Source organism: Ruminococcus flavefaciens ATCC 19208 (genome assembly GCF_000518765.1).
In the GTDB taxonomy this organism is placed as follows: domain Bacteria; phylum Bacillota; class Clostridia; order Oscillospirales; family Ruminococcaceae; genus Ruminococcus; species Ruminococcus flavefaciens.
Genome location: NZ_JAEF01000017.1, coordinates 48,588 through 69,509 on the forward strand (window position 1 = coordinate 48,588; position 20,922 = coordinate 69,509).

The following is a 20,922-nucleotide window of genomic DNA, read 5'->3' on the forward strand; positions in this document are numbered from 1 at the left end:
TCAGCTGCTTTTGCGGAAATTCTTGTCTGTAAGTATTCTTGCGAAAATAAGTCCTATGGGCAGTGCCATAACGATGAGTACTGCTTTCGTGAGCCAAAGTCCGCCTGTTGAGATATCATTCAGGGCAATGTAGTAAATGGCTTTATACATGAACATTCCGGGAACCATGATGACTATTGACGGTACAGTGAGTGTTATGCGCGGATAGCCTATCCAATGCTTTATGGCAGATGCCATAAGTCCTGCACTGAGTGCGCCGATAAATGCGGCAAGACCTACATGAAGCCCAAGCAAATCTATGAGCTCAAGGCGCAGGGTATTTGCTATCATGCCTATTATTCCTGCAATGGCTGCCATTCTCCTTTTGCTGTTGAACATGAGTGAGAAGCCATAGACTCCGCAGAAGCTTGTCAGCATTATAAGGAAGAAACGGAGCAGGGGAGATAGCTTGTATTCTACGAAATCCTGAGGGTGAAAATCAAATACAAGTGCGCTGACCCAGCCTGTAAGTGTAGCCATTATTATAATAAGGAGTGCATATGTTATTCTTTCTATTCCTGATCTGAGGTCGAGCTTTGACAGGTCGATACCGCCTGTAATAAGAGGAAATCCGGGGATAACGAACAGCATGGAGCATATATATCCTGCCTGATGTACTGCCGATACATTGAAAAGCATTTCTGCAAGCTTTATGCAAAGTACATATGTACAGCAGGCTGATGCAACGCCTGCGACTACATTGGCGAAAAGAGTTATATGCCTTTCAAGCAGGAGCTTTCTTATAAAGTTTCCTATGCCTGCACCGAAGAAGGCACATATCATCTCGACAGGTCCGCCGCCGAGAAGGAAGGTGAATGCACAGCAGGCAAGTGCTGAGGCAAGTCCTAAGTTCCATGACTTGTAATTGCCTTTCATGTCCTGAAATTTGTCAAGTATCATGTGGAACTGCTGTACGGAATATTTGCCTGCACGTTCAGTAAATCCGTCAGCGAAGTTTTCAAGCTCGTTGAGTTTGTCGGTGTTTACGCCTGTTGTATTCAGCGAGATAGCATTTGTGTATGTTTCTCCGCCGCTTATGCAGGTATATTCAATTGACAGTAAACCTATATCCGCATTGCAGGTGATGTTAAGGGCACGGGCTATCTTGTTCATAGAGGCTCTTACTCTCCATGCACCTGTTCCTACCGAAAGCATCATAAGTCCCACTCTGCCTACAAGAGTAGCCTTTTCTTTCAGTGAGGCATTCAAGGCAGGCTCTGTACTTTCGCTGTCAATGATATCATGCCATTTGATGGACATATGCTGTTTTCTGAATTTACTCATAAATACACTCCTTATGTAATTTGTTGAGCCAATTTTATATTATAACACAGTCATTACGAAAAATCAAGAAAAATAAAACGGAAGAATTGTCTTCCGTTTTGGCAAAGATCTATATAATGTTATTTTTTATAGCAAATACAGCAAGCTGTGTACGGTCTTTCATTCCAAGCTTTTCAAGAAGTCTGGAAATACCGTTTCTTACCGTTCCTTCGGCAAGGAAAAGCTTTGATGCTATCTCTTTGTTGTCGTAGCCTTCGCATATAAGACGTATAAAATCTATCTCACGGTCGGTAAGATCAAAATTTTTTGCGTCCTGCTGGACAATTACATCTTTTTTGATGGAACGGAAGATGTTATCGCAGAATACGCTTATTCCGCCTGCAACTGCCTTGATAGAGTTTATTATCTTGTCGTGATCCATCTCTTTCAGGATATAGCCGTCTGCACCGCTTGATATTGCCTGATCTACAGTTTCCTTGTCGTCAAATGTAGTAAGTACAAGAACTTTTACATCAGGCAGTGTATCCTTTATTTTCCTTGTGCCGTAGCCTCCGTCGTAATCAGGCATACGCATATCCATGAGCACAACATCAGGTTTCAGTCTTATGCTCATTTCATATGCTTCTTTTCCGTCAGAAGCTTCACCGATAACATTGATATCGCTGTCGCTCGAAAGCACTGCTTTCAGTCCTGCACGGAGAATCTTTACATCATCTGCTAAAATTACATTGATCATATCTCCACTCCTTTTAACGGTATTTTTACAATAGTATTAAAACCTTCGCCTTTTACAGAGGAAAATCTGACGCTTCCTCCCAGAGCTTCTGTGCGCTCTCGTATACCTCTCAGACCATTGTGCTCGGAAATATCGCCACAGCCTTTTCCGTTGTCGAGAATATACATTTCTATGGCTGTATCAAGGAATTTGATTATTACATCAATTCTTGTAGCATCTGAATATCTTAGTGCATTTGTAATTGTTTCACGGCAGTTATCGTATATTTCCTTTATACAGAAGCTGTAACGCTTATCCTCGTTTCCCTGTGTACACAGCTCGATATCAACACCTCTTACAGCTGTGATAACGGTTTGAACAGCTTTTGTTACCGACGTCATAAACTCATCGTCACGCAGATTGTTTATGGTGCATCTGAGCTGAGTAACGCCGCTTCTTGAAAGTCCGTCTATCTCGGAAATACTTTCAAGCATTTTTTTTATATCAGGCTGAGGCTGTTCAGCATCATATTTCAGTATTCTTGCAAGAGAGCTTATCATAGTAAAGGTATGTCCGGCTGAATCATGCATCTCCTGTGCTATTCTTGTACGCTCCTGTTCGAGACTGAGCTTTTTTTCGGTTTTTGCAAGCTCATGGTATTCGGTTACATTGTTGATAGTTATTACACGTGCAACATCGTCACCGCTCTTGTTCTGACAGTAAGACTGCTTTATATTGTAGTATTCGTTTTCGTATTTAAGCTCCATCAAGCTGAAATCACTGTGTATTTCTTCATTGGAAAGTTCGGAAATAACTTTTACAAATTCATGTGAAGTTTCTATGTTTTTTAAAAATGGCAGATTTTCTGAGTATTTGTTTTTATATGTTATTCTGTTATTGTTGTCGAAGATCATTACACCGCTGTCTATGTTGTTGACAGTATCACGGATAGCTATGCTGTTGATATTGAGCAGTCCGTAGCGCCCGAGAGCAATTATTATAAGTACGCTCGATATACCGAAGAACAGGGGAGTAAGAGTTACATCTGAATGGAAGAAACCTGACAGAGAAAGCGTATTTACTCCAAGGGGGATAGCTGCCGATAGTATCAGAAGAACTGACTGCTTGGTTATCTGTGAAGAGCTTCTTGTATGTTTTAAACAGATTATTGTTATACCGGTAACTATGCATATATAATAAATGACCTGATATACATAGAAAAGCGGTCCGTATGTAAATCTGTTGTCTACAAATGAGGAATAGTAGAGATGATGCAGGGGATTTGTCAATACAACGATTATTGCAGAAACTGTGATCAGTGGCAGCAGCCAGAGAAATCTGATCTTTTTCTGTGAAACGTATGTATATTCCTGAGACAGCCACAGCCATAACGGACCGAAGCAGCTTATTCCAAGGTTGCCTATTACGTAGCTTATCCAGAATTGCTGTTTTGTGTATGAAAAAAGTATTAGCACTTCAGATATAAGCCAGAGGACTATGGATAGCTGACAGCTCAGGAAGAGGTGAGTGAGCCTGTTGCTGTTGCCGCGGCGCAGCACCCATGTAACAGATATGAGCATACCGCACAGTCCAAGCAAAAGAAGTACGGCGGAAACCATAGTTGACGTAGTAATGCACCTCCATGTATATGTATTATATATTTATTATATCACATGAAAGGTTTTTAGGCAATATTTTTTTGACTAAAATATAAAAATACTTCACATTTTATCGCCGCATCTCTTGTTTTTGTACAACTTATATGCTATAAGCAGCGTGACGCTGCACCCTTTTTCGCGTTCAAGCTTATACATAACGGCAATTTGTCATCGCGTATCTTGCTTTTAGACATCTTATATGCTATAATGATTACAGGGATCAATATTTCAATGCCTCCAATCAGAAGCATTGCACAATAAATATCCCTAAGCAAATGTTGTATAAAATCTAAAAACGAAATTAAGAAAGGCGGTCATTATCTATGTACAAGTTCTGCGAAAAATGTAAAAAGAAATACGATTTAAAAGAAAAGAAATGTCCTGTATGCGGCAACAAGCTTAAAAAGGAGTATACAGAAGAGGAGATCAAGGAGATCCAAAAAGAAAATGATGATATGTCTGTGATCATGAACACAATGTTCATGTGAATTCAGATTGATTCATTCAGCAAAATATAAACAATGCCCTGAAGCAATTTTTAATTACTTCAGGGCTGTAATTTTATAGGGGTATCCGCATTGGGCCGGAGTTTTTTACCATGTCCAGCCGCTGAATCTCTTTGCAACTGAGGTTTTTAATGTTTCGTTATTCTTCTTGAGGTATTCGTTGACTGATGCAAGTCCGATAAGGACAACGCCTGCGATGAAAAGATATATCCACCAGTTGAGCGCCATGAGGTATTCTCTTGTAGCGTATACTGTTATAGTGAAGAGAGAAGCTGCTGCTGTGATGAACCATGTCTTTGATCTTGATATTATTGATATGATAAGAACAAGTATCATTATTGTCATTACAAAGATAGTGTTTGCTGCTGTGTCAAATACAATAGCGTCAATAAGGAGCGATACGAATGTAAAGATGAATATGATCTGTGAGAAATTTTTTGCTGTTGTCTCAAATTTGCGCCAGATAAAGCGTATTGCAAGTCCTGATAAAGCGATTATTGCGAGTGTTATCTTGTTTGTAACGGCTTTTGACTCAAAGATAAAGAACGGGCGGTCGATAAGTGCGATGACTGTGAATGCTGTAGAAATTGTAAGAAGTACGGAAACTGCTTTGTCGCTGAAGTTCTTCTTGATAAGTCCTGTGCAGAATACTGCGCAGGCGATAAGTCCGAGGAAGGTGGAAATGTCTGTATAGTCGAATATCTTCAAGACACCTATCCAAGCAACTGTAATAAGCGGGTCAACGATCTTTCTGTCGCCTTTATTGTATATAAAAGCGTCGGGATAGATCATTCTTGAAAGGAGTACATAAATTATTACAGTGATGAACATTGCAGTTTCGAGTGCAACGCTGGTGTTTCCAGAGTATTCCTTGGTTATCATATATACTATTTTGAGAAGAGAAAGCGATGAAAATATAGCTGCGAAATTAAATCTTGTTTTGTTTGATAATGCAAAATGTACGAGACAAAGTGCTGCTGTGATAAGAGAAAGGAGCTTGTACTGAGGTGTTGAAAGAAGTACCAGACCAACCGCTGAAAGATTTGAATATACAGCTGCTTCTGAATTGATCTTTTTGCCGAAAGCTGTGAACATCATTACAGCTGCAAAGCCCATAAGAATGACTGAGATCATACTTGCGCAGGTAATTGTACTGATATAGAAATCAGGGCTTATTACTCTTTGGGTGGAAACTGCTATTGCAGCTGATAAAGGAATGATAGGTGAAGCGGTTCCTGCCAGTGACTTTATTGCGGAGTTTTCGCTCAGCAAGTAAGAAGCCACAATAATTGCTGCAATTACAGCTATGAGAAGATAAGGTGCAAATGTGTGTGATCTTATCAGAGCGATACATGAGAAAGTCATGAAAATAACTGCTGAAAATGTAATTGCTTCTGAAAATGTATTCTTTATGTTCGGGATAAAACGATGAACAAGGTAGATTATGATAGTTATCAATGAAACTGCGGTTACGCAGAGATCATCGTTGAATTCTTTTAACAGCGAGCAGTGTATCATAAATGCAAGCATAAGTGAAAGAACTGATTCAATCACGATAAAAGCAGGCATTTTCTTGTAAATACCGTAAAAAACAAACTGTATAATAGCAGCTATGATTATAAAATAGCTTGCAAATGCAGGAGAATCGAGAGTTGACAGTGTATATGTCAATGCTATTGAACCGAAGGTAAATGCTGTGCCTGTGCCGATGTTTTTTACAGGAGTCTCATATTTGCTGCCTTTGAAAGGACGCATTATATAAATGAAAGCAGTTATGATCATCTGTGCAATGATGAAAAGAATTGAACGGTATGCATATGTATCTGCTATCTGCAATACTGCAAATAAAAGTCCGATCGAAGCTGTTATAAGCGAAGCGTATACAAGGGCAATGTTTTTGTAGAGCTTTTCGCCCACAAACATAAGAGCTGCTGATATAAATGAGGAGACTGTGAGAAGTGCGAATGTACCGTCGCCGTCAAAGGAGAACCATTCGCCAATTAACTTATAGTAGCCTGCTGTGAGAAGTGCTGTAGATACAAAGCCTGTGCCGAGGACATAGAATGATATGGAAGTTCCTGTAAGCTTCAGGAATTTTGAGATGACTCCGCTGAGAGTATATGCAACAGCGGCTGCGGCTGCAATTATAAGAACACGGCCTGTGTATGATGTTTTTACCCAGCCTGCAACACCGAATGCCAGTCCTGAAAGGACTACAAATATAGTTCCTATGAGGAACAATATATTCGATACAGTCATATCAGGCTTGGTTTTCTTTGGCTTTTCGGGCTGTATAGTCTGCTGTGGAGCAGATGCCTTTTCATGTGTTTCGTTATTTTCCTTCTGAACAGACGGGACAGGAGTTGGTGTTGTTCCGAATCCTCCTGCTGTATTATATATAGTTGTAGAATTTGGCATAGAAGAATTGTTATAATCGTATGGCTGATTGAAATTATTATTGTAATAATATGGAGACTGCGGATAATTATTGCCGCTTTTTTTACTGTCCGAAAGCTTTATCAGTCCGATCACCATAAGCGGTACAGTAACGGGCATAGCGATAAGGATTATTGTAAAAAGCTCACTCATAAAGACCATCCTTTCTAATGGTGGATTTGTTTTTGCTGTGACTATATAATAACACATCGCAAATGAAATTATAAGGTGCTATTCGTCATTTTCTGAGTGACAATTGTCACTGTTTGAATGACAGTTGACACTATGTATATTTTAATAAACTATTTATATGTTCAAACGTATAATATATTATTGATTTGTTGATTAATTGCGAAGCTTTCTTAAATTACAAATGAAATAAATCTGCGGTATGATTCCTTAATGTCGAAAAATCAAAGAATAAATAAACGAATGTACAGCTTAAATTAATATGTGGATTTGTAAGATGTGACGAAAAAATGTGAACTTTTTTAGTGATAACTGTTTTTATATTGATTTTTCTGAAACTATAAGTATAATTAAATTATATTGGCTGAGATGGGGGTATATATAAATAAAATCTTTAAGTTACTGCATTAAACATTTTGTATCATACGTATAATGTTTTTCTAATCATTGCAGTAAATGATCATTGGTTTTCCATGATCGGGATGAAGGGAGTGCTTATATGAGAGATCTGTTCAGAAACTTTAAATGCCGAAAGATCGTTCTTGCTGTAGCCGATGTATTTATAATATGTGTTGCAGCGCTTATCACTAATTTCTGCTTATCATTTGTCGGGCGGGACATTGATGAGTCGAGACTGATAATTTCTGTAGCGGTAAGTGCGATATGCTGCATAGGCGGAATGCTCATATCGGGAGCTTACAGCAAGCTTTGGAGATATTTCAACAGTAAGGATTATCTCACCTGTGTTTACGGTTCGATAGTCGGAATTGTTTGTTCGGCTGCGATCATTTACATTATTGACGGTTCGTACAATCTGCACTATTCTGTTATGCATCTTGTACTTATTGTTACGGGGGTATGTCTTTTCAGGTATTTGTTCAAGACTGCATTCATTACTCTTGTGAAGCCAAAGATTTTCAAGGGCAAGCGTACAATGGTTATCGGCGGCGGACAGGCTTGCAAGACTATACTCAAGGAAATACATAATGCTCAGAATTCTCCTTATTCCGGAGATAAGCAGGTAACAATGTTTGATCCTGTCTGTATTATTGATGATGACCGCGATAAGATAGGTTCTGAGGTCGGCGGAGTTCAGGTCGTAGGAACTACTGCTGAAATATACAGATTTGTCAAGGAAAAAAATATTGAGCAGATACTCTTTGCTATACCATCATGCTTTGAGGACGAGAGAAAACGTATCCTCGATATCTGTGCCGATACAAAGATACCTGTTAAGGTAGTACCGTTTATTGGCAATCTTGTTTTTGACGATGAAAACAAGACCATTATCAATCAGATACGCGACATAAGAGTTGAGGATCTTCTCGGTCGTGATCCTATTAAATTCGACAATGCTGATATAAGAAACTTTATCAGCGGCAAGGTATGTATGGTAACAGGCGGCGGCGGAAGCATCGGTTCGGAGCTTGTCCGTCAGATTTCAAAATACTCACCTGAAAGAGTTATTATAGTTGATATCTATGAGAATAACGCATACGAGATAGAACAGGAACTGAAAATGGAATACGGTAACGACCTTGATCTTGTTACACTTATTGCATCTGTTCGTGACTATTTTCGTATGAATCAGATATTTGAGACATATAAGCCTGATGTCGTATTCCATGCAGCTGCTCATAAGCACGTTCCTCTTATGGAAGTATCGCCTATGGAAGCTATTAAGAACAACATCGTCGGCACTTTTAATGTTGCTACGCTTGCTCAGTTCCACAACGTTGAGAAGTTCGTTATGATATCTACCGATAAGGCTGTTAATCCGACTAACGTTATGGGGGCATCAAAGAGATGCTGCGAAATGATAGTTCAGTATCTTGCTCAGCAGCATGAGGGCAGAACTGAATTTGTAACTACACGTTTCGGTAATGTTCTCGGCTCAAACGGCTCGGTTATCCCTCTTTTCAGAAAGCAGATAGAGCAGGGAAGACCTGTTACGGTCACTCACCCTGATATAATCCGTTACTTTATGACTATCCCCGAGGCTGTAAGTCTTGTTATGGAGGCAGCTGCCATTGCTAAGGGCGGTGAGATATTCGTACTTGATATGGGGCAGCCTGTAAAGATAGTTACTCTTGCCGAAAATCTTATCCGTATGTACGGAAAAGAACCATACAAGGACGTTGAGATCAAATTCACAGGTCTCCGTCCCGGTGAGAAGATAAAGGAAGAGCTTCTTATGAATGAAGAGGGACTTCAGAAAACTTCAAACAAACTCATCTTTATCGGCAAGCAGATAGAAATAGACGAAATGTCATTTGCTTTCCGTCTTAACGCTTTGAGAAATGCTGCTCTTGAAAATAACGAAAAGACAGCAGTTGATGCTCTGCACGATATGGTTCCTACATTTACGACTCCCGAAGCTTTCAACAGCAAAGAGCTCAAAAAGGAGACACTTGTATCTGCTGCGGAATCCGCATAAAAAATATTATGTTCCTTTCGGGGGATATACAGCGTACTGCCGGTCAATGATCGGCAGTATTTTTGTCATACCAATTTGCACCTGTAAATTCGGTATTGTCATTATTATACCTTTTTTATGATAGAGTTGCGTTTATTTTGTATCAAGATGAAAAAGTGATGCTGTTGACCTGACCCTATATTGACAAAAAGCTGATTGAGTGGTATAATTTTGAATTATGATGGAGTATTGTATATAAGAGCATCTAAGCTCTGAGGAGGAAATTCTATGTCAATTAATATCCCCGAAATTTTTGCTTGTAATGTGTTCAATGAGGAAGTAATGAAAAACCGACTTCCCAAAAACGTTTATAAAGCTCTCAAGAGAACTATGCAGAACAATGAGCCACTGGCTGATATGGCTACAGCCGATGTTGTTGCAAATACAATAAAGGAATGGGCTATAGAAAGAGGTGCTACTCATTACACTCACTGGTTCCAGCCTATGACAGGCTCGACTGCTGAAAAGCATGACTGCTTTATCAGTCCGGCTCCAAACGGAATGGCACTTATGGAGTTCTCAGGCAAGGCTCTTGTAAAAGGTGAGCCTGATGCTTCTTCTTTCCCCTCAGGCGGTCTGAGACAGACAAGTACCGCAAGAGGATATACAGCATGGGATCCAACTTCCTACTGCTTTGTTAAGGAGGGAAGCCTTTATATCCCTACAGTTTTTGTATCCTATACAGGTGAAGTACTTGATAAGAAAACACCTTTGCTTCGTTCTATGCAGGCTCTCAGCAAGACTGCTGTGCGTTTCCTCAAGCTTTTCGGAAACGACAGAGTTACAAGAGTTACTTCTACTGTGGGCGCTGAGCAGGAGTATTTTATCATAGATAAAAAAATGTACGACAAGCGTGAAGACCTTATCCTTACAGGAAGAACACTTTTCGGTGCAAAGCCTCCTAAGGGTCAGGATCTTGACGATCAGTATTTCGCAAATCTTCGTCCGAGAATAGCTGCTTATATGGCTGACCTTGACGAAGAACTCTGGAAGCTCGGCATATATTCAAAGACCAAGCATAACGAGGTTGCACCTGCACAGCACGAAATGGCTCCTATATTCACTACCTCAAATCTGGGTACAGACCAGAATGAGCTTGCTATGGAGGTAATGGAAAAGGTAGCTCTCAGACACGGACTTGTTTGTCTCCTTCACGAAAAGCCTTTTGAGGGCGTAAACGGTTCGGGTAAGCACAACAACTGGTCTATGTCTACAAATGACGGTCAGAATCTTCTCGATCCGGGGGATACTCCTATGGATAATCTCCAGTTCCTTACTATACTCTGTGCTCTTATCAAGGGCGTTGATGAGTACGCAGACCTTATGAGACTTTCTGCTGCTTCCGCCGGAAATGACCACAGACTGGGCGCTGACGAAGCTCCGCCTGCTATCGTATCCATGTTCCTCGGTGAGGAGCTTGAGGCAGTATTACAGGCAATTGAGGACGATACAGAGTATAAGACAAAGACCCGTGCTTTCAAGATAGGTGTTGATGCTCTGCCTTCATTCCCTAAGGATTCTACTGACAGAAACAGAACTTCACCTTTTGCATTCACAGGAAACCGCTTTGAATTCAGAATGGTAGGTTCTTCCGATAATATTGCTTGTCCTAACGTTCTTCTCAATACTATCATGTGTGAGGAGCTCAGCCAGTTTACTGAGATTCTTGAACCCTTCAAGGGCAAGGAAAATTTTGATGCAGAAGTAAGAAAGCTTCTCAAGAGCGTTATCAAGGAGCACAGAAGGATCATCTTCAACGGTGACGGCTATTCTGCTGAATGGGTAAAGGAAGCTGAAAGAAGAGGACTTCCGAACTACGCTTCAACTGTTGATTGTATGCCTCACTATACTGACGAGAAGAATGTACGCATTTTCCGCAAGTTTGAGATATACAACCAGAATGAGGTAGCTGCAAGAACTGAGATACATCTTGAAAAGTATTCAAAGACTATCCGTATCGAAGCTCGTACAATGGTAGAAATGGCAAGAAAACAGCTTCTTCCTGCTACTATGGATTATGTTCAGACTCTTTGTGAGTCTATAGCTACAAAGAAGCAGATAGGCTTTACAAGCAAGACGGATGAAAAGATAGCTAATAAGCTCAATGAACTTTCAGACCGCTTATATGAGTCTATTGAAAGACTTGAACAGCGCGTTACAGAGGCAAATGCTGTCAGCGGTATCCAGAAGCAGGCTGAATTCTTCCACGATGTAGTGCTTGCCGAAATGGATATAATGAGAAGCATCGCAGACGAGATAGAGCTCAATATGCCTGCTGCAAAGTGGCCTATCCCTGCTTATTCCGAGATCATTTACAATGTATGATAAATGCAAAGCCGCCCGAATGGGCGGCTTTAGTTTTTACTGAATTTGTTTGTGCCTTTTACACTTAGTCCCTTATCAAAATCATCAAGGAAATGATGATACTCATTTCCGCGGTGATATGATATGAGGGTTTGAAGATTAACGTTTTCAACACTTCGGAATATGTTCATATCAACGGAAGGATTGACTTCGCGCAGAGTTTTCAGAAGCTGTTTTACCTCTGCCCGCTTTGAACTGCCTTCACTTTTGGTTATGCGGCAGGCGCACTGTATAAAATGCAGGTCGTTATACTCTGCCCAGTTTATTATGTCTTCTTCACGGACAAGATAAAGGGGGCGTATGACCTGTACGTTTTCATAGTTTTCACTGTGTATCTTCGGCATCATTGTCTGTATCTGTGAGCCGTACAGCATACCCATAAGTATAGTTTCTATAACGTCATCGAAGTGATGACCGAGAGCAATCTTGTTGCAGCCGAGCTCCTGTGCAGTCTTGTACAGCCAGCCTCTGCGAAGTCTTGCACACAGAAAGCAGGGATGCTTGTCCGCTTTGGCTGTTGACTCAAAAATACGTGTATTCATAATATTTATGGGAATATCAAGAAGCTTGGCATTTTCGATTATCTTGCTGCGGTTTTTTGGGGTGTATCCGGGATCCATTACAATATATTCTGTATCGAAATCTATATTATTGTATTTTTGCAGGCGCATCAGACATTTTGCCATAAGCATGGAGTCCTTGCCTCCCGATATACAGACAGCTATCCTGTCACCGTTTTCTATCATTCTGTATTCATCTATGCCTTTTCTGAATCTGGACCATATACTTTTGCTGAATTCACCTGTAAGTGATCTGTCAATATTTATATTCATAAAATACCTCTTTCCTTGCCTATACTATATAATATAGCGTGAATAGCTTTTAATGTCAATAGAAAACTGCTTTATTAATGAAAATATGAATATAACGCATATTGACTTAATATGAAAAATAAGGTATAATAAATTAAAAAGTTGCCATTGCCTGCAATTGCTTTATGAGGTGGATATGATGAAAAGTCTCGAAGAAAAGATCAATGAACTTACGCATAGTATCCTTGATGATTACAAGGACGAGCGTACTGTCAATGAAATAAAAGCATTCGATCATCCTGACAATGATGAGATAATAGGTATTATTGAAGGGCTGAGAAGGATCGTGTTCCCGGGCTATTTCAGAAACAAAAGCTACAGAGTTTTTACTGTAAGAAATAATATGTCCATGATACTTGAAGATGTAATATTCAAGCTTATCCGACAGATATATATAGTTCTGAGATATGATGAGAAATACGAAAAGCTTGATGATAACGAATTAAACAACAATGCTATCCGTATTACATTTGAGTATCTTAATAAGATACCTAAGATAAGAGAATACATCGAAACCGATGTTCAGGCTGCATACGACGGCGACCCTGCTGCATATAATAAAGATGAGATAATCTATTCTTATCCGGGACTTTATGCCATACTTGTAAACCGTCTTGCGCATGAGCTGTTTGTACTGGGAGTTCCGCTTATCCCAAGAGTTATGACGGAGCACGCTCACAGCAAGACAGGTATCGACATACATCCCGGAGCAACTATCGGTAAGTATTTCTTTATTGACCACGGTACAGGTATAGTTATAGGTGAGACAACTGAAATAGGGGATTATGTAAAGGTATATCAGGGCGTGACTCTCGGTGCGCTTTCAACAAGAGGCGGTCAGTCTCTGCGCAATAAAAAGCGTCACCCTACCATTGAGGACAATGTTACTATCTATTCAGGTGCTTCTATCCTTGGCGGTGAGACTGTTGTAGGCAGGAATGCAGTTATCGGAGGTAACGTATTTATAACACGTTCTGTACCTGCGGGAGCAAAGGTAAGCGTAAAAAATCAGGAACTCAGATATAATTTTGATGATTCATCCAAGGTTGAAAAATCTGATCTTGATAATGATGAGAGCTGGTTTTATATTATATAATTGCTTTTAAAAAAATTTTTGTGCATTTTGCGTAATATAGCTAAAAAGCAAGTGTACTAAAATTTTTTTGAAAAAAATTTGGAAAAAGGGTTGACAACGAGCAGATATCGTGATATAATATTAAAGTCGTCGGGCGAGAGAACCGATGGACGAAAGAATATGTGGGGGTTTAGCTCAGCTGGGAGAGCATCTGCCTTACAAGCAGAGGGTCACAGGTTCGAGCCCTGTAGTCCCCACCAATTCTTTGGCCTCGTAGTTCAGTTGGTTAGAACGCCTGCCTGTCACGCAGGAGGTCGACAGTTCGAGTCTGTTCGGGGTCGCCATTACGCGGATTTAGCTCATCTGGTAGAGCGCCACCTTGCCAAGGTGGAGGTAGCGAGTTCGAGCCTCGTAATCCGCTCCAATAGCGGCGCTATAGCCAAGTGGTAAGGCGTGGGTCTGCAACACCCTGATCCCCAGTTCAAATCTGGGTGGCGCCTCCAGAAGAGCATCTGCAATAGCGGGTGCTTTTTGTTTTATGCGCTTTTTATACGTTCCTTCATTTAAATGAAGGAACGTTTTTTTACTATAATGACAAAAATGTGAATAATAAACATAGATAATATGTGATGTTTGTTAAAGTTGTTCATTGATTATATATCATTTTTATGCTAAAATAGTATAAAATATATATTTTGGGGGATCGTTTATGGATAAGATCAAATTAAAACGCTTTTTAAGTGTACTTACTTCGCTTTGCATCATGGGAGCTGTTCCTCTGGCACTGCATAATAGGGAAGTACCTGTTGAAGAAGGTTCACAGCCTATAACATCGCAAAATAAAGCAGATCTGCTTGGCGTAAGTGATGCTGATGAATACTTCCTCGGTGCTGCGTCACAGTTCTCTGTTTTTCTGCATGATGATTTCGCAGCTCACGGCTCTGATTGTGAGGGAAGGCTTGCAGCAGGAGGCAACGCTAATATGGGTGATCCTGTTTCGTATTCTGTAGGCGCTAAGCTTGACCCGTCCAGTAAGGCTGCTCAGATAGTTGTGGGCGGCGATACACTGCAAAATTTCCAGCCCGGAGGCAAACGCTTTGTTATCGGTAGTGATAAAACGGTCAGTCAGGAGATAATTGACCATGAGAAGGCTGGTCAATGCGAGATATACGTCGGTGAGCTTATAGACTTTGATAAGGAGTTCTCACTGCTCAATCAGCGGAGCAGTTACCTGAGCGGTCTTGAAGCTAATGCAAATCTTGGTGTTGACAAATACTACGACAAAGGCTGGACTATAACAGGCAGTGATAATAACCTTAATGTGGTCAATCTTGATGCCGAACAGGCGAAGATATTCAACGACGGATATCTACAGATAGATGTCTATATCCCGGAAGGTTCATATCTGGTAATAAACGTTCCGGGTGACGATATAAAGCTTCCTCTCACTAATATGAAGCTTTATGACGATAAGGGAAATCTTCTTCAGGACAAGGGCGAGAATATGCCTGTTCTGTATAACCTTAAGGACGCGACTAAATTTAAATACCTCGGTTCGATACAAGGCTCGACTCTTGCTCCGAATGCTGATGGCAGCGGCGATGAGGGCGGTCACGTAGCAGGTGCTACATTTGCCAAGTCCTTTGACGGCGGTATACAGTTCGGTTATTCTTTGTTTAATCCTAAGATGCTGAGCGGATCAGAGAGCACAACGACTACTACAAGTACAACAACTACCACAACAACGACTACGACAACCACTACTACCACTACTACTACGATATCTACAACAACGACTACCAGCACTACATCTACTACGACAAGTACATCGACAACTACAACTACTCCAACTACGACAAGTACAACATCTACCTCAACAACTACAACTACAACATCTACCTCAACAACTACAACTACAATATCTACTTCAACTACCACTACTACTACAACAACCACCACAACAACCACTACTACAACAACAACCACTACTACAACAACAACCACTACTACAACAACTACGCCTACCTCTACCTCAACCACTACAGCTACCACAACTCAGGCAACGACACAGGACGGCGAAGAGCTGACAAATACTACGACTACGACAACTACTGCGACTACAACGACTGCTACAGCTACAACAACTAAGAAAACTGCTACTACGACTAAGAGCAAGACCGATTCACCTAAAACAGGCGTAACACCGATATATTCTGTATTAGCAGTTCTTGGAACAGCATCTGCTGCGGCTGTTATTTCGCGCAGAAAAAATAAATAAGCTTTTGTGAGGCATCTTCGGATGCCTCTTTTTATTTGATAAGAACAGATTTTATTGTCAATTTATTATTTTTTTGTAAAAACATCTTGAATAATTTTTCGATATGATATATAATTATTATTGTATGGGCTATTTTGCCATGTAACTGACAAACTATAATTTTCATAAATCTATTCGGCAGTATATCTGCTTAAATACAAGGAGAAATATATGAAGAAATTGAACGGTATCAGGCTGAAACACCGTAAAAATACGGAAAACAGCTCTACTGTAGTTTTTCCTATTCCTCAAAAAGTCAGGATACCTATGTCCATGACTATGGGTGCGCCTTGTCAGCCTCTTGTCAAGGTTGGTGATGAGGTCAAAGTCGGACAAAAGATAGGTGATTCCGATGTGCCTTTCAGCGCACCTGTTCATTCAGGCGTTTCGGGAAAAGTCGTTGCTCTGACCGATTACCGAAACGCTATGGGTGCAGTCTGTAAAATGGTCGAGATCGAGACTGACGGACAGCAGACAGTTTCCGAGGAAGTAAAGCCTCCTGTTGTAACAGATAAGGAAAGCTTTGTCAAGGCTGTCCGTGAGAGTGGTGCCTGCGGTCTCGGAGGTGCGGGTTTCCCGACTCATATAAAGCTTAATCCAAAGTCAAATATTGATACACTTATTATAAATGCGGCTGAATGTGAGCCTTATATCACAGCAGATTACCGTGAAATGATGGAAAATCCTCAGGATATCATCAACGGTATCAATATGGTGAAATCACAGTTGGGTATCAAGTGGGCAAAGCTTGCAATTGAGGCTAACAAGCCCGAGGCTATAAAACATTTCACCGAAATGGCTGAGAATGATGATACAATTGACATAATCACGCTTCCGTCAGCTTATCCTCAGGGTGCTGAGAAGGTCATTATATATAATTCAACGGGACGAATCGTAAACGAGGGTACTCTTCCTGCTGATGCAGGCGTTATTGTTATGAATGTTTCTACGGTCGCTTTTCTGTACAGATATATGCAGACGGGTATGCCCCTTGTTACGCGCAGACTTACCATCGACGGAAATGCGGTGGGTGAGCCTAAAAATGTAAGCACTGTAATAGGTACTTCTTTCAGGGAGCTTCTTGAATTCTGCAAGACAGATATCGACTCTATTAAAAAGCTTATTGCAGGCGGTCCTATGATGGGAATGAGTGTTCCAGATATTGATATGCCTGTTGTAAAGACTTCAAATGCGCTGCTTGCTTTCAATCACTATGATGAGCGTAAAACTTCAAGCTGTATCCGCTGCGGACGCTGTGTGAGAGTATGTCCTCTTGGACTTATGCCTGCGGATATAGACAGAGCTTTTAAGATACGCAATATTGATGAGCTGAAACAGCTTAAAGTCATGCTTTGCATGAACTGCGGAAGCTGTACCTATGTCTGTCCTGCAAACAGAAAGCTTGCAGAGACAAATCAGCTTGCCAAAGCACTTATCCCAAGAAAGTAAGGAGGCGGAGAAACATGAACAAGCTTATCGTTTCGCCGTCACCGCACGACGAAAACTATGTAAAAACTTCAAATATAATGCTGAATGTTATAATCGCTCTTCTTCCTGCATGGGGAGCTGCGATATATTTCTTCGGTATGCGTGTTATTCCGCTTACGGCTGTATGCATCGGAAGCTGTATATTCTTTGAATATGTATGCCGTGCTATGATGAAGCGCAGTAATACTGTGGGCGATATGTCGGCTGTGGTCACGGGACTTATTCTTGCCATGAACCTGCCTGTTACGCTGCCTTACTGGATGGCTGTCATAGGTTCTTTTGTGGCTATCGTTATAGTAAAGCAGCTTTTCGGCGGACTTGGACAGAATTTTGCCAATCCTGCCATTACCGCACGTATCGTGCTTATGGTATCATTTCCAGCAGCAATGACTAACTGGATAAAGCCTTTGGAGTACGATTATGACGCAGTATCCTCGGCAACTCCGCTGGTACTCGCTAAAAAAGGCGGAGAGCTGCCGTCTTATCTTGATCTGTTTCTCGGAAAGACAGGAGGCTGTCTCGGTGAGGTATGTGCTCTGGGACTTCTCATCGGCGGACTTTATCTTGCAGCAAGAAAGATAATCTCTTTGGCTGCACCTGTGTCATTCATCGGAAGCCTGTTCGTTCTGAGCTTTATTGCAGGTGATGATCCTGTATATCAGATACTTGCAGGCGGCGTATTCCTCGGTGCTTTCTTTATGGCTACAGACTACGCTACTACCCCTATAACTACAAAGGGCAAGATCGTTTTCGGACTCGGCTGCGGTATAATCACTTTTGTTATACGCCGTTTCGGTTCGTATCCTGAGGGAGTTTCATTCTCAATACTTCTTATGAACGTTCTTACACCTTACATAGAACAGCTTACAAGAACTAAGGTGCTCGGTGCAAAGGAGGCTGAAAAGAATGAAGGATAAGATCAAGCCTACTCTTGTACTCACTGTTATATGCGTTATTGCTTCTCTTCTTCTTGTGTTTGCCTATGAGCTTACAAAGGAGAGTATTGCGGAGCAGAAAGCAGATAAGTTCAACACAAGTGTTGAGGCGCTTTTCGGCAAGACAGAAAGCAAGGTAGTTCAGCTGAAATGCGGATATGATGAGATACAGACCATAGCTGTAACCCCGGATAAGAAAACCGTTATCCAGATATGTACTGACGGTTACTCAAAGGGCGGTATAAATATCCTCGTTGGTATAGATGAAAACGGTGCTGTTTCGGGTATTGAGTTCGTATCACTTGGTGAGACTCCGGGTCTTGGCTCTAAGGTCAGAGATGAGGCAGATTTCAGAAAGCAGTTCTACGGACTTACACAGCCTTCCGATTCTTTTGACGCTATAAGCGGTGCTACTTTCTCTTCAAAGGGTATGAAACACGCAGTTGATACTGCTTTGAAGGTATATAACGAAAATAAGGAGGCGATAATCGGTGGCTGATAACAAAACTTCTCTTACTAAGGAGATAACCAAGGGCATCATCAAGGAAAATCCAACACTTGTAATGCTTTTGGGTATGTGTCCTACCCTTGCTGTTACTACTCAGGCTATGAACGGTATCGGTATGGGACTTGCTACTACATTCGTCCTTATTGGCTCAAATGTTGTAATATCTGCACTCAGGAAGATAATTCCCGATAAGGTGCGTATTCCTGCTTTTATCGTTATTATCGCAAGCTTCGTTACGCTTATCGGCTTCCTGCTTGAAGGATTTGTGCCAAGCTTGTACGAAAGCCTCGGTATATACCTTACCCTTATTACAGTTAACTGTATAATCTTCGGAAGAGCCGAGATGTTCGCAAGCAAAAACGGGATCATTGCTTCTGCCTGCGATGCTATTGGTATGGGTATCGGTTTTACTCTTGCACTCTTCCTTATGGGCTCTGTTCGTGAGATAATCGGCTCAGGCAAGTGGATGGGATTAACTATCCCTGTAATCAGCGATAATCCTATGCTGCTGTTTATTATGCCTGCTGGCGGTTTCTTCACTCTTGGTATCATAATCGCTCTTGTGAATAAGCTGAGCAACAAAAAGCCTCCTCAGGAGCTTGGATGCAGCGGCTGTCCGAATGCGGATAAATGCGGAAAGGCAGGTGACTGCAAATGAAAACTATGCTTGTGATACTTCTTTCTGCAATGCTCACTGATAACTTTGTACTTTCAAAGTTCATGGGTATCTGCCCGTTCCTCGGAGTTTCAAAGAAGCTTGACAGCGCGGCAGGTATGGGAATTGCAGTTACATTTGTAATGATATGTGCTACTCTGGTAACATATCCTATTCACCACGGAATACTCGTACCCAACGAACTTGAATATTTCGATACAGTGGTATTTATCCTTGTTATTGCATTGTTTGTTCAGCTGGTCGAGAATTTCCTTAAAAAGTGTGTTCCGTCACTTTACAGCTCACTGGGTGTTTATTTGCCGCTTATAACTACAAACTGCGCTGTGCTCGGTGTTACAGTTCTTAACATTGATAACAGCTACAGCTTCGGTCAGTCTATAATAAACTCTCTTGGCGCAGGTTTGGGCTTTATGCTTGCACTTGTAATATTCTCGGGTGTGCGCAAAAAGCTTGAATACGCAGATATTCCCGAGACCTTTAAGGGGGTTCCTGCTACACTTATTGCTGCTTCAATAGTTTCGGTAAGCTTTATGGGCTTCTCGGGACTGTTCAGCTAAGGAGGTACGTGTATGACTACTTATCTTATACCTGCACTTATCCTCGGCGGCTGCGGTATTCTGGCAGGTGTCCTGCTTACAGTTGCGGCTAAGGTATTCCATGTTGAAGTTGATGAACGTATCGAAAAAATAAGCGAGGCACTTCCTCAGGCTAACTGCGGTGCCTGTGGATTTGCAGGCTGTTCCGACTACGCAAACGCTATAGTTCAGAAGGGCGCAGCTACAAATCTATGTCGTCCGGGCGGTGCAGATGCAGCAGGGAAGATAGCTGCTATTCTTGGTACTGCTGCCGCTGAGGTAGTTCCCATGACAGCAGTTGTCCACTGTAACGGTGACTGCAATGCAACTCAGACTGCTTTTTCATTTGACGGAGTTCAGTCCTGTAAGGCTGTTAAGCGTTTTTACGGCGGAAACGGTACTTGTAAATTCGGCTGTATCGGTCTTGGAGACTGTGTTAGTGCTTGTGAGCATGAAGCTATAAAGGTCGTTAACGGCGTAGCAAAGGTAATACCTGCCTTATGCGGTGCCTGCGGTCAGTGTGCAGCTGCCTGTCCAAACAGTCTTATCAGTATAAAGCCCCTTGCAAAGCATATTGACGTTCTTTGCTCCTCGGGCGATAACGGAAAGGCTACAAAGCTTGCCTGCAAGAATGGCTGCATAGGCTGTAAGATATGCGAGAAGAAATGTCCTAACGGGGCTATAACCGTTAATAACTTCCACGCTTCTATCGACTATGATAAGTGTACCAATTGCGGTGCTTGTATGGAAGCCTGTCCTGCTAAGGCAATTCATTCCTGTGAAAAGTAAAATAAGGTCCTCGATGTATT

16 protein-coding genes and 4 tRNA genes are annotated in these 20,922 nt (G+C 41.4%); 15 read left to right on the top strand and 5 right to left on the bottom strand.

Going from position 1 to position 20,922, the window contains the following annotated elements:
* From L870_RS0105440 to L870_RS0105450, 3 genes are all read right to left on the bottom strand, one after another.
* On the bottom strand, positions 1-1,323 hold the full coding sequence (locus L870_RS0105440) for a threonine/serine exporter family protein (protein ID WP_051411424.1): 1,323 nt from the start codon (positions 1,321-1,323) through the stop codon (positions 1-3).
* A 109-nt stretch (positions 1,324-1,432) separates the two neighbouring features.
* Positions 1,433-2,059 carry a response regulator gene (locus L870_RS0105445; RefSeq protein ID WP_028517285.1) on the bottom strand — a complete coding sequence of 209 codons (627 nt, stop codon included), beginning with the start codon at positions 2,057-2,059 and terminating at the stop codon, positions 1,433-1,435.
* Complete coding sequence (locus tag L870_RS0105450; RefSeq protein ID WP_037271324.1) at positions 2,056-3,657, bottom strand: sensor histidine kinase; 1,602 nt, start codon at positions 3,655-3,657, stop codon at positions 2,056-2,058. The genes L870_RS0105445 and L870_RS0105450 overlap by 4 nt, the downstream gene beginning before the upstream one ends.
* Positions 3,658-4,019: 362 nt before the next feature.
* On the opposite strand from L870_RS0105450, the gene L870_RS19225 reads away from it, so the two are divergent.
* Positions 4,020-4,184 (top strand): hypothetical protein, encoded by a 165-nt coding sequence (locus L870_RS19225; RefSeq protein WP_155250149.1) that lies wholly within the window; start codon positions 4,020-4,022, stop codon positions 4,182-4,184.
* 105 nt (positions 4,185-4,289) lie between these two features.
* Here the strand turns inward: L870_RS19225 and L870_RS0105460 are convergent, their stop codons facing one another.
* Positions 4,290-6,791: a hypothetical protein gene (locus L870_RS0105460; protein WP_028517287.1), complete on the bottom strand. Its 2,502-nt coding sequence runs from the start codon at positions 6,789-6,791 to the stop codon at positions 4,290-4,292.
* 535 nt (positions 6,792-7,326) lie between these two features.
* Here L870_RS0105460 and L870_RS0105465 point away from each other — a divergent pair.
* Together L870_RS0105465 and L870_RS0105470 are read left to right on the top strand one after the other, a co-directional pair.
* Positions 7,327-9,264 (top strand): polysaccharide biosynthesis protein, encoded by a 1,938-nt coding sequence (locus L870_RS0105465; protein WP_028517288.1) that lies wholly within the window; start codon positions 7,327-7,329, stop codon positions 9,262-9,264.
* 267 nt (positions 9,265-9,531) lie between these two features.
* Entirely contained in the window at positions 9,532-11,628 is a 2,097-nt protein-coding gene (locus tag L870_RS0105470; protein WP_028517289.1) for a glutamine synthetase III family protein, read from the top strand.
* A 29-nt stretch (positions 11,629-11,657) separates the two neighbouring features.
* Here L870_RS0105470 and L870_RS0105475 read toward each other — a convergent pair whose 3' ends face one another.
* Positions 11,658-12,500 carry a tRNA lysidine(34) synthetase gene (locus L870_RS0105475; protein ID WP_028517290.1) on the bottom strand — a complete coding sequence of 281 codons (843 nt, stop codon included), beginning with the start codon at positions 12,498-12,500 and terminating at the stop codon, positions 11,658-11,660.
* A 178-nt stretch (positions 12,501-12,678) separates the two neighbouring features.
* Between L870_RS0105475 and L870_RS0105480 the strand changes: the two genes are divergently transcribed.
* From L870_RS0105480 to L870_RS0105535, 12 genes are all read left to right on the top strand, one after another.
* Entirely contained in the window at positions 12,679-13,635 is a 957-nt protein-coding gene (locus L870_RS0105480; protein ID WP_028517291.1) for a serine O-acetyltransferase, read from the top strand.
* Between the two features lie 163 nt (positions 13,636-13,798).
* Positions 13,799-13,874: transfer RNA gene (locus L870_RS0105485), tRNA-Val, on the top strand.
* Between the two features lie 7 nt (positions 13,875-13,881).
* Positions 13,882-13,958: transfer RNA gene (locus tag L870_RS0105490), tRNA-Asp, on the top strand.
* A gap of 4 nt (positions 13,959-13,962) precedes the next feature.
* Positions 13,963-14,038, top strand: a tRNA-Gly gene (locus tag L870_RS0105495).
* 5 nt (positions 14,039-14,043) lie between these two features.
* Positions 14,044-14,117, top strand: a tRNA-Cys gene (locus L870_RS0105500).
* A 206-nt stretch (positions 14,118-14,323) separates the two neighbouring features.
* Positions 14,324-15,892, top strand: coding sequence for a choice-of-anchor A family protein (locus L870_RS0105505; RefSeq protein WP_028517292.1), 1,569 nt, complete (start codon positions 14,324-14,326; stop codon positions 15,890-15,892).
* A 210-nt stretch (positions 15,893-16,102) separates the two neighbouring features.
* Complete coding sequence (gene rsxC, locus L870_RS0105510) at positions 16,103-17,380, top strand: electron transport complex subunit RsxC (protein ID WP_028517293.1); 1,278 nt, start codon at positions 16,103-16,105, stop codon at positions 17,378-17,380.
* A gap of 14 nt (positions 17,381-17,394) precedes the next feature.
* The gene (locus L870_RS0105515; RefSeq protein ID WP_028517294.1) at positions 17,395-18,336 is read left to right on the top strand and encodes an RnfABCDGE type electron transport complex subunit D; all 942 of its coding nucleotides are present in this window, start codon (positions 17,395-17,397) and stop codon (positions 18,334-18,336) included.
* The gene (locus tag L870_RS0105520) at positions 18,326-18,853 is read left to right on the top strand and encodes an RnfABCDGE type electron transport complex subunit G (RefSeq protein WP_028517295.1); all 528 of its coding nucleotides are present in this window, start codon (positions 18,326-18,328) and stop codon (positions 18,851-18,853) included. Before L870_RS0105515 ends, L870_RS0105520 begins: the two co-directional genes overlap by 11 nt.
* A complete protein-coding gene (rsxE, locus tag L870_RS0105525; protein ID WP_028517296.1) occupies positions 18,846-19,520 on the top strand; it encodes an electron transport complex subunit RsxE in 675 nt (224 codons plus the stop codon). Before L870_RS0105520 ends, rsxE begins: the two co-directional genes overlap by 8 nt.
* Positions 19,517-20,095, top strand: a complete 579-nt coding sequence (locus L870_RS0105530) for an electron transport complex protein RnfA (protein WP_028517297.1) — start codon at positions 19,517-19,519, stop codon at positions 20,093-20,095. Before rsxE ends, L870_RS0105530 begins: the two co-directional genes overlap by 4 nt.
* Positions 20,096-20,107: 12 nt before the next feature.
* Positions 20,108-20,902 carry an RnfABCDGE type electron transport complex subunit B gene (locus L870_RS0105535; RefSeq protein ID WP_028517298.1) on the top strand — a complete coding sequence of 265 codons (795 nt, stop codon included), beginning with the start codon at positions 20,108-20,110 and terminating at the stop codon, positions 20,900-20,902.
* The last annotated feature ends 20 nt before the right edge of the window (positions 20,903-20,922 follow it).